Genomic DNA, 16,118 nt, shown 5'->3' on the forward strand with positions numbered 1-16,118 from the left:
GAAAGGTAACGGTATGGGTAGCGTAAAGCCAAGCGAGTCAGATGACAGTGCTGCAAATAAGCCGCATCCGCGTACCGTTTCAAGCCTTAATTTAGCAAGAGCTGTTAAATCGCGTATTACTAAATCTCGTATTAGTAAATCTTATATAACTAAGCCGCGCACTGCTAAATCTCACACAATCAAGCAGAATTCTAGTAAATCTGTAGTCGATAAATCTAGTATTTCTAAACCTAGTATTGCTAAATCTAGTATTTCTAAACCTAGTATTTCTAAAACTCGAGTAATTAAAACTCGCGTTGCTAAAACGCGCGTAATTAAAAATCATTTAACTAAGCCTAGGTCAATTTTTTCTATTAAAAAATCACAGCGCGAACAAAACAATATAATTAATCAGCGAACTGATGAAATGCGCGTTGTAAGCAATAAAGAAAAGCACAATCAAGGCAGTTTTGTGGATGCTAGGCTTCTTCCAAAGCTAGATTTTGTAAAGAAAACTTTAAGCCAAACATCCGGATCTCTTGGAATGATGGCTCGACCGCGTATGGCGAATTTCCGCGAGCGCTTAAAGGAACGTAAATCTGCTTATTTGCAATTCACGCTTAAAAGACTTTTAATTGTTCTGCTTGTTGCAATTGTTGCGTCTGCTACAGCGTGGCTACTATTTTTCTCGCCAATATTTCTTTTAAAATCTAGCAATATTAGTATTTCTGGATCTAACGAGTGGGTGAGTAAGCAAAGAATTTACTTAATTGCTTCAACGCAAGTAAATAAATCTCTATTTTTAGTATCTTCTCAAGAAGTAATTGGGCAACTAAACGATATTCCTGGTGTTACGGAAGCAAAAGTTACTAAAGATTTTCCTCACGGATTGAATATTGTTATTCGCGCACAACGCCCTGCTGCAATGTTAAAAACAAAAGATAGCAGCAAACTTACTGCAGTAGACGCAAAGGGTCGAGTTTTAAACGCTGTAGCGAATGTTTCTATTAAGGGCATACCTGTGATTGAAGTGGCTAATGGGGCGAAAATTTTTAATAATCGCGCCGTTCTTGAAGCTGTAAAAATAGTAAGTTCGCTGCCTGAATCAATGCGTGCGCGCGTTACTAAAGTTAGCGCAAAAACGCAAGATTCTGTGGAAACTGAGCTTGGGGATATAAAGCGAACTATTATTTGGGGCAATTCTTCACAGCTTGAATTAAAAAAGGCGATTGTGGCTAAAATTATTGACGACCCTAGCAAAATGGGAGATAAGAAACAGCTGGATGTGTCGTCTCCAGTTAGGCCGATTCTTAAGTAAGTAAGAAAATAAAGTAAGAAAATAACGTAAGAAAATAACGTAAGTAAAACAGAAAATCGCATTGTCAAGAGTTGGTGTATAATAGTAATTCGTGTGTGCCAACGGCGTGCCTTATGTAATAGGCGTGCTTGTTGGGATATCCCAAGTATTGAAGATAGCGCGCAGTAATGCGTGGCTTGAAATACTAGGGCCATCGGGCCGGTGGACTGTGGCTTTTACTCTTTAACCGATTCATGCGTTAAGGTGTGCTGCAGTGTGGCGGTTTTCACCTAAAAGAAGTTATCAATGAATCGGAGAACTTAAGTTGCCTACGATTGAACAACTCGTCCGTAAGGGACGTCAGGCCAAGCCGAAAAAGTCAAAGACTTTGGCCTTGAAGGGTAGCCCGCTGCGTCGTGGCGTGTGCACCCGTGTGTACACCACCACTCCTAAGAAGCCAAATTCCGCGCTTCGTAAGGTTGCTCGTGTGCGCCTCAGCTCTGGTATTGAAGTAACCGCCTACATTCCAGGCGAAGGTCATAACTTGCAGGAGCACTCCATTGTGCTCGTGCGTGGTGGCCGTGTGAAGGATCTCCCAGGTGTTCGTTATCACATCGTGCGTGGTGCGCTCGATACCCAGGGTGTCAAGGACCGCAAGCAGGGTCGTTCCCTGTATGGAGCAAAGAAGGCGAAGTAAAACATGTCACGTAAAGGACCTGCAAAAAAGCATCAGCTGCTTCCTGATCCAATCTACGGCTCGACCGTCGTGGCTCAGTTGATTAATAAAATTCTTCTCGATGGTAAGAAGTCCATCGCAGAAAACATCGTCTACACCGCTCTTGAGCAGGTGAAGGCAAAGACCGAGCAGGAGCCAGTTTCTGTTTTGAAGCGCGCTCTTGATAACATTCGTCCAAGCCTTGAGGTTCGTTCCCGCCGCGTCGGTGGTGCAACCTACCAGGTGCCAGTCGAAGTTAAGCCTGCTCGTGCAAACACTCTTTCCCTCCGCTGGCTTACTGACTTCTCCCGCGTTCGTCGTGAGAAGACTATGGCTGAGCGTTTGGCCAACGAAATTCTCGATGCCTCCAATGGCTTGGGTGCTTCTGTGAAGCGCCGCGAGGATACCCACAAGATGGCAGAAGCAAACAAGGCTTTTGCTCACTATCGCTGGTAATCCACAAGATAATCGGTATCTTAAAGAGCTAAGGATAAGAATATGGCACAAGATGTGCTTAACGACCTGAATATGGTTCGTAATATCGGCATCATGGCACACATCGATGCTGGTAAGACTACTACCACCGAACGTATTCTTTACTACACTGGTAAGAATTACAAGATCGGTGAAACCCATGATGGCGCTTCTACAATGGACTTCATGGCTCAGGAGCAGGAACGCGGTATTACTATTCAGTCTGCTGCAACCACCTGCTTCTGGAAGCGTCAAACTCATGACGTTGATGACCGTTACCAGATCAACATCATCGATACCCCAGGCCACGTGGACTTCACCGCTGAGGTGGAGCGTTCCCTTCGTGTTCTCGATGGTGCTGTTGCAGTCTTCGACGGTAAGGAAGGCGTGGAGCCTCAGTCTGAAACCGTGTGGCGTCAGGCAGATAAGTATAGCGTTCCACGTATTTGCTTCATTAACAAGATGGATAAGCTTGGCGCTGATTTCTACTACTCCGTCAAGACCATCAAAGAGAAGCTCGGCGCAACCCCACTCGTTATTCAGCTTCCAATCGGTGCTGAAAACGACTTCCTTGGTGTTGTTGACTTGATTCGTATGAAGGCTTACGTCTGGAATGACGTTAAGGACGATATGGGTGCTCACTATGACACCGTCGACATTCCTGCAGATTTGCAAGAGCGTGCCGAGCAGTATCGTGCCGAGCTTATGGATCAGGTTGCTGAAGCCGATGACGAATTGGTTGAGAAGTATCTCGAATCCGGCGAACTTACTGAAGAAGAAATGCGCGCTGGTATTCGTAAGCTTACAATCGAACGTAAGGCCTTCCCAGTAACTTGCGGTTCTGCATTCAAGGATAAGGGTGTTCAGCCAATGCTGGATGCCGTTGTTGACTTCCTTCCAAGCCCAGAGGATGTTCCATCCATTAAGGGCTTCAAGCCAGGCGACGAATCCGTTGAAATCGACCGTAAGCCAGTGAACACCGATCCATTCGCAGCATTGGTCTTCAAGATTTCCACCCATCCGTTCTACGGCAAGCTCGTGTTCGTGCGCGTTTACTCTGGCGAAGTTAAGCCAGGCGATTCTGTGTACGATTCCACGAAGTCCAAGAAGGAACGCGTTGGTAAGATCTTCCAGATGCACGCTGATAAGGAAAATCCTGTAGATTCCGCAGAAGCCGGCAACATCTACACCTTCGTTGGTTTGAAGAACGTCAGCACTGGTGATACCTTGTGCGACGAAAAGAACCCAATCTCCTTGGAATCCATGACCTTCCCAGATCCTGTTATCGAGGTGGCTGTGGAGCCAAAGACGAAGGCTGATCAGGAAAAGATGAGCTTGGCTTTGGCTAAGCTTTCTGACGAGGATCCTACATTCCAGGTTAAGACTGATGAAGAATCCGGTCAGACTTTGATTTCCGGTATGGGCGAGCTTCAGCTTGACATTATCGTTGATCGTATGCGCCGTGAGTTCAAGGTCGAAGCGAATGTTGGTAAGCCACAGGTTGCTTACCGCGAAACCATTCGTAAGGCTGTTATGAACCAGGAATACACTCACAAGAAGCAGACCGGTGGTTCTGGTCAGTTCGCAAAGGTTTTGATGAACTTCGAGCCTCTCGATACCGAATCTGGCGAAACCTACCAGTTCTTCAACGAAGTTACCGGCGGCCACATCACCAAGGAATTCATTCCTTCCATCGACGCAGGTGTGCAGGAAGCTATGGAATCCGGCGTGTTGGCTGGCTTCCCAGTTGTGGGCGTAAAGGCAACCGTCACCGACGGTCAGACTCACGATGTCGATTCTTCGGAAATGGCCTTCAAGATTGCAGGTTCCATGTGCTTCAAGGAAGCTGCTCCAAAGGCTAATCCGGTAATTCTCGAACCAATTATGGCAGTCGAAGTCCGTACTCCAGAAGAGTACATGGGCGATGTCATGGGCGATTTGAACTCTCGCCGCGGTAACATTCAGTCTATGACTGATGCAACCGGCGTGAAGGTCATCGACGCCAAGGTGCCGCTGAGCGAAATGTTCGGCTACATTGGCGATCTTCGTTCCAAGACTCAGGGCCGCGCAATGTTCACCATGCAGATGGACTCTTACGCAGAGGTCCCGAAGGCCGTTTCGGACGAGATTATTAAGGCTCAGCGCGGCGAATAAAGCGCACGCTACTTCGGTGTTTTCTGTCCCCGGTCAACGCTAGAATTTCCTACGTTGACTGGGTTCTGGCACCGAAGTGGCACCTAACCCAGAAACCCAGTAATATGTAGCGAAAGACCTCTCACAAATGTGCGAGGCAAACTACGAGACGTCCAGGAGGACAAACACATGGCAAAGGAAAAGTACGAGCGTACTAAGCCGCATGTTAACATTGGTACCATTGGCCACGTCGATCACGGTAAGACTACCTTGACCGCGGCTATTTCTAAGGTGCTGCACAGCGAATATCCTGATCTGAACCCTCAGTATGACTTCGATCAGATTGATGCCGCTCCAGAAGAGAAGGAACGCGGTATTACCATCAACATCGCACACATCGAGTATCAGACCGCTGAGCGTCACTACGCTCACGTGGACGCTCCAGGCCACGCTGATTACGTTAAGAACATGATCACCGGTGCTGCTCAGATGGATGGCGCAATCCTCGTGGTTGCTGCTACCGATGGTCCTATGGCTCAGACCCGTGAGCACGTTTTGCTCGCAAAGCAGGTCGGTGTCCCGAAGATCCTCGTCGCTTTGAACAAGTGCGATATGGTTGATGACCCAGAGCTTATTGACCTCGTTGAAGAAGAGGTCCGTGACCTCCTCGAAGAAAACGGCTTCGATCGCGGCTGCCCAGTCGTCCGCACCTCTGCTTACGGTGCTTTGCACGATGACGCTCCAGATCACGACAAGTGGGTAGAGACCGTCAAGGAACTCATGAAGGCTGTTGACGAGTACATCCCAACCCCAGTTCACGATCTTGACAAGCCATTCTTGATGCCAATCGAGGATGTGTTCACCATCTCCGGTCGTGGTACCGTTGTTACCGGTCGTGTTGAGCGTGGTAAGCTCCCAATCAACACTCCAGTTGAGATCGTTGGTTTGCGTGACACCCAGACCACCACCGTTACCTCCATCGAGACCTTCCACAAGCAGATGGATGAGGCCGAAGCTGGCGATAACACTGGTCTTCTTCTCCGTGGTATCACCCGTACCGACGTTGAGCGTGGCCAGGTTGTGGCTGCTCCAGGTTCTGTGACCCCACACACCAAGTTCGAAGGCGAAGTTTACGTCTTGACCAAGGACGAAGGTGGCCGTCACTCGCCGTTCTTCTCCAACTACCGCCCACAGTTCTACTTCCGCACCACCGACGTCACCGGCGTTATCACCTTGCCAGACGGCGTTGAGATGGTTCAGCCAGGCGATCACGCAACATTCACTGTTGAGTTGATCCAGGCCATCGCAATGGAAGAGGGCTTGACCTTCGCAGTTCGTGAAGGTGGCCGTACCGTTGGTTCCGGTCGTGTGACCAAGATTCTTGCCTAGTATTTTCTTAACTGAAAGTATTAGCTAAGGCTTAACAAAGACCCCGCGAGGAAACTTGTGGGGTCTTTTGTTGTATTCATGAGCGCTCCAAATGTGGGAAATTTGTCTCGCGTTTGGAGCGAATCAGCGTGGTTAGCGCTCCAAACGCGCGCAACTTTTCTCACGTTTGGAGCGAATCAGCGTGGTTAGCGCTCCAAACGTGCGCGACGACCTGCTTGAGCGCTGCGATTTAGCGCGCGAAAGCAACTCGGAGCGCCGAGCTTGCTAAGGGTTGAAAGCACGGTGTGCTTTCAACGCAAGCGAGGTCTGCCTTCGTCAATAAAGACGAAGGCAGGGCAGATTAGTGTGGCGCGCTTTAGAAACTAGGTTGTGACTGGTGCGCGCTGACGACCTGCTTGAGTGCTGCGGTTATGCGACCTTCGTGCAGATTGCGTACTGCACCAGGGCCTCTGATTGGCGATTATGGGACTTTCGTGCAGTATGGTTTCTGCGCGAGTGTCTCATTTCGCTTGTTTTGAGACACTGGTGCAGTTAGCGTACTGCGTTAGGGCCTCTGGTGGTCTATTATCGGACATTAGTGCAGTTAGCGTACTGCGTTAGTGTCTGAAGGACAGTGTAATTCGACATTCGTGCAGTTAGCGTACTGCGTTAGGGCCTCTGGTGGTCTATTATCGGACATTAGTGCAGTTAGCGTACTGCACCAGGGTCTATTGTTGGCGATTATGGGACTTTCGTGCAGTATGGTTTCTGCGTTAGTGTCTCATTTAGCTTGTTTTGCGACACTGGTGCAGTTGGCGTACTGCGTTAGGGCCTGAAGGACAGAGTAATTCGACTTTCGTGCAGTTAGCGTACTGCGTTAGGGCCTCTGGTGGTCTATTATCGGACATTAGTGCAGTTTGCGTTCTGCGCGCGTGTCTCTGTTTTCTGCTTTTAACTATATTCGCCGGGAGTTTATCTCATGTTTGGAGGGTTAACCCTCGCTCTACGCTCCATTTGTGCGCTGACGACATGCTTGAGCGCATAAAAAACCCTGCCGAATGAATCCAGCAGGGTTAGTTAGTTATTTAGTTAGTTATTTAGTTAGATATTCAGTAAGCTAGTCTCTATTATTTCCAAGCAATTCTAGCAAGTAAATGAACATATTAATGAAGTCCAAATAAAGCTGGAAAGCGCAGAAAATAGAAAGCTTCTTTACCATTTCCGGCTGATTTGCGTACTGATCAAGAAGCGAGCGAGTTGCTTGCGCATCATAAGCAGTAAGACCAGCAAAAATAAGAACTCCAATAGCAGCAACAATTCGCAACACTCCTGCACCAGGAGCAACGAACATCAAAATAACTTGCGTAATAACCAACACAACAAGCGCAACCATAAGAATAGGGCCTGCTTTAAGCAAATCCTTTTTTGTAGTAAGCGCAAGCATAGTCAAGCAAAGGAAGAATCCTGCAGTTAACGCAAATACGATAGCGATAGAACCTAAGCTAAACGCCATAAAAATAGTGCTCATGGTAAAACCGGTCAGAGCAGAATAAACGTAAAACAGAACGCGCGCAGTAGTAGCGCTCATCTTCATAATGCGAGTGCCCATAAAAATAGATATGATAACTTGCGCGCCGATTAGCAAAAGCCAGCCCCAGCCGCGAGTTGCAAGCATAAAGTTCAAGAATAAATTACCAGTTTGAGTCATCATTGCCACGAGAGCAGTAACAATAAGACCAAGCGTCATTTCGCCATAAGTGCGGCCTACAGAAACTCTTTTTGCTTCTTCAAAAGCATACGTGGCATTAGTGTCGATTACTTCGGGAGCGCTGTTCCCGTAATAATCTTGAGTAAAGTTTGTCATAATTTCTCCTTAACAGCCATGAAATAAAACGCTGTCAAGACAACGTTCTCATAACATTCTAAATGACGCATCTTAAAAAATGCTAAAAAATGTAACGCAATTTAGTACATTTGCACAAATAGACCATAGGTTCTTTTACAGTTTAGCAGTTTCTAGAGTATTATAGAAAAACGTGATACTTGATCGTCATAATCGCGTAAACGCAGCAGAATTGTATGCCCGCCTTCATAGCAACGAAGCAATTAGTGAGCAGGGCGCAGAAAATAATACTAATACAAATACGCACGAGCAGCACGAGCACATTCCGCATAATTGCCCAAACTGCGGCAAATCCAACTCCCCAATGCTGCCGGAAGATCAAATCGACGAATTCGTAAACATGATGCAAGTGTACGAAGGCGCAATGTACGAAATCAGCACAAAGCTTGAGATTCTCGACAGCGAGTTCCAAGTGCGCTTCTCACACGACCCAATTCACCACATGGAGCGCCGCCTTAAGTCAGTGCACTCGATTTTTGAAAAGTTGCAGCGACGCCACCTCGATATTTCTACGCGCTCCATACGCGACAATCTTTTCGACGTCGCCGGCATTCGCGTCATATGCAATTATTGCGACGACGTGTATTCCGTAGCGCAGTACCTTTCTAAGCAAACCGACATTCAGGTGCTGCAAGTAAAGGATTATATTAAAAATCCTAAGCCAAATGGATACCGCAGTTTGCACGTGATTTACGCAGTGCCTGTGTTCTTATCGTCGGGCGCGCATTACACGCCGGTTGAGGTGCAATTCCGCACAATTGCAATGGATTATTGGGCTAGCTTGGAGCATGCTTTACGCTATAAAGCCGGTTTGCCGGATGCTAAGTTGGCTGAGCATTCGCAGACTTTGCTTGATTGCGCGCGCAGTTTGCAAAATATTGAGGCGCAGATGCAGGGCATTCACCGCGATATTAACGGCGCTCCTCGAGCTGAAGAAGCCCCAAATAGCAAAGCGTGAGAATCGTTTCAGCGGACTTGGGATTATAGCTTCTTTTACATCTTAATTGTGCGTTATTCAGTCGTGTGGATGTTAGTGTGGTAGAGATTTGAGATTTTTCGCACTGAACGAAGGCGGACGTCAGAGCCGAAGGCTGCTGACAAGCCGAGCGAAGAAGAAAAATCGAAAAATCTCTGCGATAAGGCACGGTTATTAAAGATTAAACACGCAGAGTTTGGGGGATTTCTCTACGAGCAATAAAAGAGGACTGAGGAAGCAACGTTCTTTAAAGAACAAAGCAGACAGTAAAACCTTTAACAGCCAAAGCGACGAAGGACGGGAACTTGCGAGGAGAGAAATCCCCCAAAACTCGCGCAACACCAAACAAATAGTAACGTAAACTATAATATTTAGATAAATATTCATTGAAAGCGTGCCGTGTTGAAGGAGCGTGACGTGGCGGAAAATAAGCAGAATCACGTACCGAAAGTGATTTCAATCGTGGGCCCTACAGCTTCCGGCAAAACAAGTCTTGGCATTGCGCTGGCGAAAAAACTAGCTGAACGCGGCGTTCGCGCGGAAATCATCAACGCAGACGCGTACCAAATGTACCGTCATATGGATATTGGTACGGCGAAGGCGAGCGCTCAGGAGCAGGCGGAAGTGCCGCATCATTTGCTCGATATTATCGATCCGGAAGAAACAATGACCGTCGCGCGTTTTCAAGATCTTGCGCGAAAGTGCATTCGTGAGCTGCAATCGCGCGGTGTGAGGCCGATTTTAGTTGGCGGTTCGGGATTGTACGCGCGCGCTGCCGTGGATGATATTACTTTTCCTGGCACGGATGAGTCTGTTCGCGCGGCTTTGGAGGAGCGCGAGCGCAAGGAGGGTGCGGGCGCGCTTTTTGCGGAGTTGCAGAGGAAGGATCCGGTTGCGGCGGCTCATATGGATGCGCGCAATCCTCGCCGCACAATTCGCGCGCTTGAAGTGATTGAGCTTACCGGAAAGCCTTATTCCGCAACGCTTCCGCGCTATAACTATGTGATTGATTGCGTGCAAATTGGTTTGGATTTGCGTCGCGATGATTTGGATAAGCGCGTGAATTTGCGTACGCAGTTGATGCGTGAGCAGGGTTTTGTGGACGAAGTGCGCGCAATTCGCGGGCGTTTGGGGGTTACGGCGGCTCGTGCGCTCGGCTACCAGCAGATTATGGATTATTTAGATGGCGTTTGGAGCGAGGACGAGGCTTTTGAGGATATTGCGCAAAAAACGCGGCGACTTGCGCGCAAGCAGATGGGCTGGTTTGGGCGAGATGCGCGCATTCACTGGCTTGACGCGTTGCGGCCAGATGTTGCGGATGCTGCGCTCGCGCTAGTTGATGCTGCGGATGCTGGTGAGTTTGACGGCGACATCTCCGACGCAACTGAGCACGCAACTCAGCATCATCTTGGATCTGTGTAGAAAATATCGACAGTTACTTTACAGCGTTGTAAAGAAAATGTCGGAATCTCAGTAAAAATTTACTAAATCTCAAGAAATATGAGAATATAAGAGTATGCCTCAAGACTATTCTGTGGTTGTGTTTATAGCGTTCGGCGTGCTTGCGCTATGCGTTGTGATTGCGCTTATTGTGCTTTCGCTGGATTGGTTTTCGCCGGTTTGGCGCTTTTTGTTGCGCGCGTTTAATAGGATTCGCGGCTCTCGTTACGGCTCTCGTTACGGCTCTCGTTACGTCTCTCGTTACAATTCGAAAAATGACGCAAATTACGAAAATGACGACTTGCGCGACGATGCAAATTACGACGCAAATTACGACGCAAGTGACGACGTAAGCGACGATGCTTCACAAGTTTTGGCCATGCTTAATATGCCAACCGTCGTAATCGATGGCGAAAATGACGTAATTCGCGCAAGTTCTGAAGCTTATTTGCTGGGCATTGTTAGTGACGATTCTCTGTGCCAGCCTCGCGTAATTAAAGCTGTTAATTCCGTGCGCGCTTCCGGCGGATTCGAGCGCTTTTCCTTGGTCACGTCCACGCCTAAGCGCTATGCGGCGGCGGATGAGGAATCTCAAGAATCAACTACTGTTTCTAGACCAAATTGGCTTACTGCTACGGTTGGCAGCGTTGGGCGCGGAATGGTTGTGGTGATTATTGAGGACACGAGCGCCGCGCGCCGTTTTGCGCAAACTCGCGACGACTTTATTTCCAACGTTTCGGAGCAGCTAATAAGCTCAACTCGCAGCTTGACGCAACTTACGAATATTTTACAAGATAATCAAGTATCGGCAGAAAAAATTAAGGAAATCGCGCAAATCGCAAATAAATCTTCTAAAAAACTTGAGCATATGCTTGAAGATTTACTTTGGCTTGTTCGCGCGCAAAATCCAATCGATATTTCGTCTGCGAAAGTGCTTTCTATTGCGAATTTGCTTGATTTCGTTCAAAAGCAAGTTTCTTCATTTGCACAAGATTCTTTCGTGCGCATTATTTTTAAGGCTGATTCGTCCTTGCGTGTGCGCGGAGAAGCTGAGCAGATTCAAGCTGCAATTCGCAAGTTGGTTGAAAATGCGATTACGTATTCGCCAAAAAATTCTACGGTTTCAGTATCTGCTGCGCTTTCTGCTGACGGCCAGTACGTTGTAATTCGCGTGGTGGATCGCGGCGTTGGAATTGATATAAAAGATCAGTCGCGAATTTTCGAGCGATTTTATCGTGCGAATAATCAGAATACTAAAAGTCAGGATGGCGTCGGCTTGGGTCTTGCGATTGCTAAGCATGTGGCGCTTACGCATCGCGGAAATATAACACTTTGGAGTAGGCCGGGGCAGGGGACGACGGTAAGTTTTGCGCTGCCTAATTTACCTAATCAGCCTTCTGCTAATCAGCCTTCTGCTTAATCTGCTTAATCAGCCTAATTTACTTACCTAATCGGCGATAATCCCACCGATCAAAATGCTCCCAAATTAAAAGCAGAACGCCAATAGTCGCACCGCTTGCGCAAATTAGCGCAGGAAACCACGTAGTAATATGCAAAAACGCAATAATAGTCGCAATTAATGTTGCAACAAGCCACGCAACTGTACCTATAGCAAAAATCTTTCGCAAATCAACGCGAAGCGGCTTCGGTGCAGGCTTACGCGCATCTGGATTAACTATAGGTGCAAACTTCATATTTCTAACCATACAACTGACTGAAGTCTAAACACAAAACTTACTGAAGTTCAAGCACAAAACTGACTGAAATTCAAGCACAAAACTTACTGAAGTTCAAACACAAAATTGCTTATTTGAAGATGTCTGCGTTTCCAACATCCGCGCCACGTTGTACCCTTAATAAAGTAATTCGGCAAACGTAACGATGTTGCTTGTTGCCGTGGTACGTAATTCGAAATCGTTAGAAAGTGATTCGTATGAGACATGCTGCACATGGTGCTACAAAATCAAAGGGGCGTAATGATTCGCCGCTTTCGTTGTTTGTAGCGAAACGTGGTGCACATGGCGCACATGGCGCGCATGGTGTTCGTGCGGTTTCGCAAAGTAATGCACAAGTTAGCGCACAAGTTAGCGCACAAAATTCTTTAGCTGGCGAGCGTTTAGCTGCTATTTCTGCAAGCAATGGTGCTGTTGTAGAGATTCCAGAGGCAGTTTCGCAGCGTTTGCAAGAGCTTATTCCGCAAACTAGGCGCGAACTTCGCTTGTCGAGGCTTGCTAATGATCGTCGTCGTCGCTTGGTTTTCTCCGCTTCGTTGGTTGCAATGGTTGGTGCTGTTGCTACGACCATGTCGCTTGCTAAAGTTAATAGCTTGGATTCGCGCGCTGCTGAAGTTGCGAATGCCATGTCTACTGTGGATGATTCCAACGTTGAGGTGTCTCGTTCTACTCAGCGTGAGCCGCTTAACTCTATGGCTGTAATCGACAATGCTGTAAACGAGTTGGAAAACGATGTGCATGCTGGTTCGGCGAAAGCTAATGCGTATGGCGATGCTGTTAATCAGCCGGGCACTGCTTCTACAACGTCTTCGCAGTCGGATTCGTGGAATCTTGGCGCTGGCTCAAGCTTTAATATTTCGGAAATGTCGCGTTCTGCTGCGGATAATCCTCAAGTTGCATTGTTGATGGATAAAGACGCTGACGTGTTGCCTAAGAACTTTAATCCAAATCATGGAACCGGCGATATTGGCAATGCTTACGAGTTTAGCCAGTGCACTTGGTGGGTGTATTTGCGCCGTCATCAGCTTGGTTTGCCAGTTGGTTCGCATTTTGGTAATGGTGGCATGTGGGCTGATTCCGCTCGTGCGCTTGGTTATTGGGTTGATAATTCTGCCCGTCACGTTGGCGATATTATGGTTTTCCGCCCTGGGCAGGCTGGTTCTAGCTCGGTATATGGTCATGTGGCGGTTGTTGAGAAGATTAATCCGGATGGCTCGGTTGAGACTTCTGAGTCCGGTTCTTCTTTCAACGGCAGGACTTTCTCTCGTAGGTTTGAAGCTAATCAGCTTTATAGCTATCAGTTTATTCACTACTGATATTGTTGCGAATTTGCGAATATTAGCCGGAGTTTTTCTCCGGCTTTTTTGTTTGATGCGACATTCGTGCAGTTGGCGTTCTGCGTTATGGTCTCTGGTGGTCGATTTTTGGACATTGGTGCAGTTGGCGTTCTGCGCGCGGGTTGGAAGATTGGCTCGCGGCGACATTGGTGCAGATGATGTTCTGCGTTATGGTCTTTGGTGGTCGATTTTCGGACATTGGTGCAGTTGGCGTTCTGCGCGCATGTCGGAAGATTCCCGGCATTTCCCCCAAAATCCGCAAATCTGCAAAACTACCAGCAATCAATCTAAAATTACGCTACAATAGTAAATACGTTTGCGCACGAGTGACGCTGCTGCCACGAGTGCCTGTATGAGGAGGTTGGTGATGATTCCCGAAAAGGCTGTGTTGGTTGGAGTTGATGGCTCTCACGCGAGCTATAAGGCAGTTTGGTGGGCAGCAAATTACGCAAAACATGCCGGTTTGCAATTGCAAATCGTTTGCGCGTATTCTTTGCCGAGCTATGCGGCGGTTTCGTTTGATGCCACGTATACTGCGATTGGCGACGATAACGCAGCTCATCACGATGCGCAAGAAATTCTTTCAAAAGCTAAGGCTGTAGCACTTGAGCAGGGTGTTGACGCAACTACTTTGATTGTTACGGGCGATCCTTCGTCGGTTTTCGTTGAGCTTTCGCGCAATTATCAGCTTATTGTGATTGGCAACCGCGGTAAGGGCGGCTTGGCTGAGCGTTTGCTCGGAACGACTAGCTCTTCGCTTCCTGCGTACGCGTACTGCCCGATTGTGGTTGTGCCTTACACGGACGACGACGGTCAGCGAATTCACTTGAATAATACGATTTCTCGCGTTGCTGTTGGTTCGGATGAATCTAAGTGGGGTCTTAAGGCGTTGGAAATTGCCGCCAATTTGGCGGATAGTTGGAATGCTGAGCTGGATGTTATTTCCGCGGTGCCGAGCGTGCAAGGTGCTGAGGGAGACACTGCAGTTATGGGATCTTATATGGAAGATCTTGAGGAGCGCGTGAAGCCAATTTTGAAGAATTTGCCGAATTTGCAAATTCACCGCACTGTTGTGCCTGGCTCTGCAGTAGATGCGCTGACTCAGGCTAGCTTGAATCACGATCTTGTTGTGGTTGGTTCGCGCGGCCGCGGCGGTTTTACGGGTTTGTTGCTCGGTTCGATTAGCCAGGGTTTGTTGCAACATTCTTCGAGGCCAGTGTATGTAGTTCCGCGAAAATATGTGGAATATAGCGCGGCCCAGGTTGCGGAGGCTCAAAAGCGCGTTGCGGAGGCGTCTATTGATGATATTTCCGGCGTGCATGAGGTTGATGTGCCGAAGGCTGGTGCGGAAGCAGCTAAGGAGATTGAGCAGACGATTGATCCGCTTCACTAGTGCTTTCTGCTAGCGTTTGCTAGTGCTTGCTAGCGCTTTTGAAGGTTTTACTACAAAAAACGCCACTGTTTCAGCAGCGGCGTTTTTGCGTTTGTGGAGTCGCGGGGAATTGGCATTTAATAGCCGCTAATGCCTTATTTCTCTAAGAGTTTCATAGAATAACGTTTTAGTACCAATGCGCTCAATATCGCCTTATCTTGTGTTTTTATGGTAATATTAACAAGATATTCTGTAAAATATATCTTACTTGTATATGCATAATAAGTTTTTTGAAAGGAGATTAAATATGAAAGCTTTAGATATAGCATCAATTTTTATTGAGCGATATGGAAAAAAGCTAGCATTAACCAATCTCACTTTGAATAAACTAGTATATTTTGCACAAGTAGAATCGTTGCGTAATAATCCTGAGCATCCGTTATTTACGGATGAGATTCAAGCTTGGGAATATGGCCCTGTAGAACCTAGCGTTTATAACGAGTTTAAGCAGTTTGGGCGAAATCGTATTTTCAATGCGCCTAATCACGAAACCAACCAGTATGCTGATCGCATTGTAGATACTGTTGTTGAAAAATATGCCTGGATGAATTCGTTTGATTTAGTAAATTATGTTCATCGTGCTGGCGGTGCGTGGCACAATGTGTATGATGCGTCGCAAAATAAACCGATTCTTGTACAGAATATTTTGCAATCGTCAGATGTTACTTCGTATCCTGCTAAGAAAAATACTTTTATTAGTGCTGTAGATGCTGTAAAAAAACAGTATCCTAATACTTTGCGTATTCTTGGTGACGCATGAGCCAGTATGATGCTCTTGTTTGGAATGAGGAACAGATTATTGCCTTCGCAGAGATAGTATGTTCTATTCAACGAGAGATTGTTGATACAAGCCAAGGACTTGCTACTGTTAAGCAAGAAGTTCAGGGCAGTGTTGAAAATGTTTTGTATTCTTCATTTGCGATTATTTTTGATAGCTCTCCAGCTGATCGAAATAATTATACGGATATTTTTGACCAAATCGCTGACTTTGCTACGCATCTCGCTAAAGACCATATTTTTCCTGATGCCAATAAGCGTACAACAGTATTAACATGTGTAGCTTTACTTCGCAATAATGGGATTATTCTTGATATTGAGGATAGTGCGAATCCTTTTGACAATGCTTTATATAAGTGGATTCAGAATATTGTTGAAGGTAAGATTGCGCGTGCGAGTTTAGCTGAACAGTTACGTTCACACGCACATTTATTATCGAATGAAGTTAATTAATTAGTTTTTGAGACTGAAGCATTGGAAACATTGAGTTTTACAACAAAAACGCCACTGTTCACCGGTTCGCTAGGCGATGGTGTAGCAGTGGCGTTATTGCG

14 protein-coding genes are annotated in these 16,118 nt (G+C 47.0%); 12 read left to right on the plus strand and 2 right to left on the minus strand.

Annotated features, from left to right (window positions below):
* Positions 1 to 13 precede the first annotated feature (13 nt).
* The 5 genes from ACTJLE_RS01410 to tuf all read left to right on the plus strand — a co-directional run bounded on the left by ACTJLE_RS01410 (position 14) and on the right by tuf (position 5,987).
* Positions 14 to 1,297 carry a cell division protein FtsQ/DivIB gene (locus ACTJLE_RS01410; protein ID WP_481267122.1) on the plus strand — a complete coding sequence of 428 codons (1,284 nt, stop codon included), beginning with the start codon at positions 14 to 16 and terminating at the stop codon, positions 1,295 to 1,297.
* A gap of 304 nt (positions 1,298 to 1,601) precedes the next feature.
* Positions 1,602 to 1,973, plus strand: coding sequence for a 30S ribosomal protein S12 (rpsL, locus tag ACTJLE_RS01415; protein WP_003813881.1), 372 nt, complete (start codon positions 1,602 to 1,604; stop codon positions 1,971 to 1,973).
* 3 nt (positions 1,974 to 1,976) lie between these two features.
* Positions 1,977 to 2,447, plus strand: coding sequence for a 30S ribosomal protein S7 (gene rpsG, locus ACTJLE_RS01420; RefSeq protein WP_004127577.1), 471 nt, complete (start codon positions 1,977 to 1,979; stop codon positions 2,445 to 2,447).
* A 42-nt stretch (positions 2,448 to 2,489) separates the two neighbouring features.
* Positions 2,490 to 4,619: an elongation factor G gene (gene fusA / locus ACTJLE_RS01425; RefSeq protein ID WP_119487381.1), complete on the plus strand. Its 2,130-nt coding sequence runs from the start codon at positions 2,490 to 2,492 to the stop codon at positions 4,617 to 4,619.
* Positions 4,620 to 4,787: 168 nt separating this feature from the next.
* Complete coding sequence (gene tuf / locus ACTJLE_RS01430; protein ID WP_481267123.1) at positions 4,788 to 5,987, plus strand: elongation factor Tu; 1,200 nt, start codon at positions 4,788 to 4,790, stop codon at positions 5,985 to 5,987.
* Positions 5,988 to 7,083: 1,096 nt separating this feature from the next.
* On the opposite strand, the gene ACTJLE_RS01435 is transcribed toward tuf, so the two are convergent.
* Positions 7,084 to 7,830 carry a Bax inhibitor-1/YccA family protein gene (locus ACTJLE_RS01435; RefSeq protein WP_481267124.1) on the minus strand — a complete coding sequence of 249 codons (747 nt, stop codon included), beginning with the start codon at positions 7,828 to 7,830 and terminating at the stop codon, positions 7,084 to 7,086.
* 172 nt (positions 7,831 to 8,002) lie between these two features.
* Between ACTJLE_RS01435 and ACTJLE_RS01440 the strand changes: the two genes are divergently transcribed.
* The 3 genes from ACTJLE_RS01440 (at position 8,003) to ACTJLE_RS01450 (ending at position 11,705) form a co-directional block, all read left to right on the plus strand.
* Complete coding sequence (locus tag ACTJLE_RS01440) at positions 8,003 to 8,827, plus strand: GTP pyrophosphokinase (protein WP_481267125.1); 825 nt, start codon at positions 8,003 to 8,005, stop codon at positions 8,825 to 8,827.
* A gap of 435 nt (positions 8,828 to 9,262) precedes the next feature.
* Positions 9,263 to 10,267 carry a tRNA (adenosine(37)-N6)-dimethylallyltransferase MiaA gene (gene miaA / locus ACTJLE_RS01445; protein ID WP_481267126.1) on the plus strand — a complete coding sequence of 335 codons (1,005 nt, stop codon included), beginning with the start codon at positions 9,263 to 9,265 and terminating at the stop codon, positions 10,265 to 10,267.
* 94 nt (positions 10,268 to 10,361) lie between these two features.
* Entirely contained in the window at positions 10,362 to 11,705 is a 1,344-nt protein-coding gene (locus tag ACTJLE_RS01450) for a sensor histidine kinase (RefSeq protein ID WP_481267127.1), read from the plus strand.
* 19 nt (positions 11,706 to 11,724) lie between these two features.
* Here the strand turns inward: ACTJLE_RS01450 and ACTJLE_RS01455 are convergent, their stop codons facing one another.
* Entirely contained in the window at positions 11,725 to 11,979 is a 255-nt protein-coding gene (locus tag ACTJLE_RS01455) for a DUF2530 domain-containing protein (RefSeq protein ID WP_479691551.1), read from the minus strand.
* A 239-nt stretch (positions 11,980 to 12,218) separates the two neighbouring features.
* Here ACTJLE_RS01455 and ACTJLE_RS01460 point away from each other — a divergent pair, with 239 nt between their 5' ends.
* From ACTJLE_RS01460 to ACTJLE_RS01475, 4 genes are all read left to right on the plus strand, one after another.
* A complete protein-coding gene (locus ACTJLE_RS01460; RefSeq protein WP_481267128.1) occupies positions 12,219 to 13,334 on the plus strand; it encodes a CHAP domain-containing protein in 1,116 nt (371 codons plus the stop codon).
* Between the two features lie 388 nt (positions 13,335 to 13,722).
* Complete coding sequence (locus ACTJLE_RS01465; RefSeq protein WP_481267260.1) at positions 13,723 to 14,748, plus strand: universal stress protein; 1,026 nt, start codon at positions 13,723 to 13,725, stop codon at positions 14,746 to 14,748.
* A gap of 286 nt (positions 14,749 to 15,034) precedes the next feature.
* Entirely contained in the window at positions 15,035 to 15,547 is a 513-nt protein-coding gene (locus ACTJLE_RS01470) for a Panacea domain-containing protein (protein WP_481267129.1), read from the plus strand.
* Positions 15,544 to 16,017, plus strand: coding sequence for a Fic family protein (locus tag ACTJLE_RS01475; RefSeq protein WP_481267130.1), 474 nt, complete (start codon positions 15,544 to 15,546; stop codon positions 16,015 to 16,017). The genes ACTJLE_RS01470 and ACTJLE_RS01475 overlap by 4 nt, the downstream gene beginning before the upstream one ends.
* Positions 16,018 to 16,118: the final 101 nt, after the last annotated feature.

This window comes from Gardnerella sp. CCPDSM (assembly GCF_056754715.1).

Excerpts from the sequence above, each read along its gene's own strand:
- ACTJLE_RS01410 (WP_481267122.1), top strand. The coding sequence starts at position 14 with ATGGGTAGCGTAAAGCCAAGCGAGTCAGATGACAGTGCTGCAAATAAG.
- rpsG (WP_004127577.1), top strand. The coding sequence starts at position 1,977 with ATGTCACGTAAAGGACCTGCAAAAAAGCATCAGCTGCTTCCTGATCCA.
- fusA (WP_119487381.1), top strand. The coding sequence starts at position 2,490 with ATGGCACAAGATGTGCTTAACGACCTGAATATGGTTCGTAATATCGGC.
- tuf (WP_481267123.1), top strand. The coding sequence starts at position 4,788 with ATGGCAAAGGAAAAGTACGAGCGTACTAAGCCGCATGTTAACATTGGT.
- ACTJLE_RS01435 (WP_481267124.1), bottom strand. The coding sequence starts at position 7,830 with ATGACAAACTTTACTCAAGATTATTACGGGAACAGCGCTCCCGAAGTA.
- ACTJLE_RS01450 (WP_481267127.1), top strand. The coding sequence starts at position 10,362 with ATGCCTCAAGACTATTCTGTGGTTGTGTTTATAGCGTTCGGCGTGCTT.
- ACTJLE_RS01455 (WP_479691551.1), bottom strand. The coding sequence starts at position 11,979 with ATGAAGTTTGCACCTATAGTTAATCCAGATGCGCGTAAGCCTGCACCG.
- ACTJLE_RS01460 (WP_481267128.1), top strand. The coding sequence starts at position 12,219 with ATGAGACATGCTGCACATGGTGCTACAAAATCAAAGGGGCGTAATGAT.
- ACTJLE_RS01465 (WP_481267260.1), top strand. The coding sequence starts at position 13,723 with ATGATTCCCGAAAAGGCTGTGTTGGTTGGAGTTGATGGCTCTCACGCG.
- ACTJLE_RS01470 (WP_481267129.1), top strand. The coding sequence starts at position 15,035 with ATGAAAGCTTTAGATATAGCATCAATTTTTATTGAGCGATATGGAAAA.
- ACTJLE_RS01475 (WP_481267130.1), top strand. The coding sequence starts at position 15,544 with ATGAGCCAGTATGATGCTCTTGTTTGGAATGAGGAACAGATTATTGCC.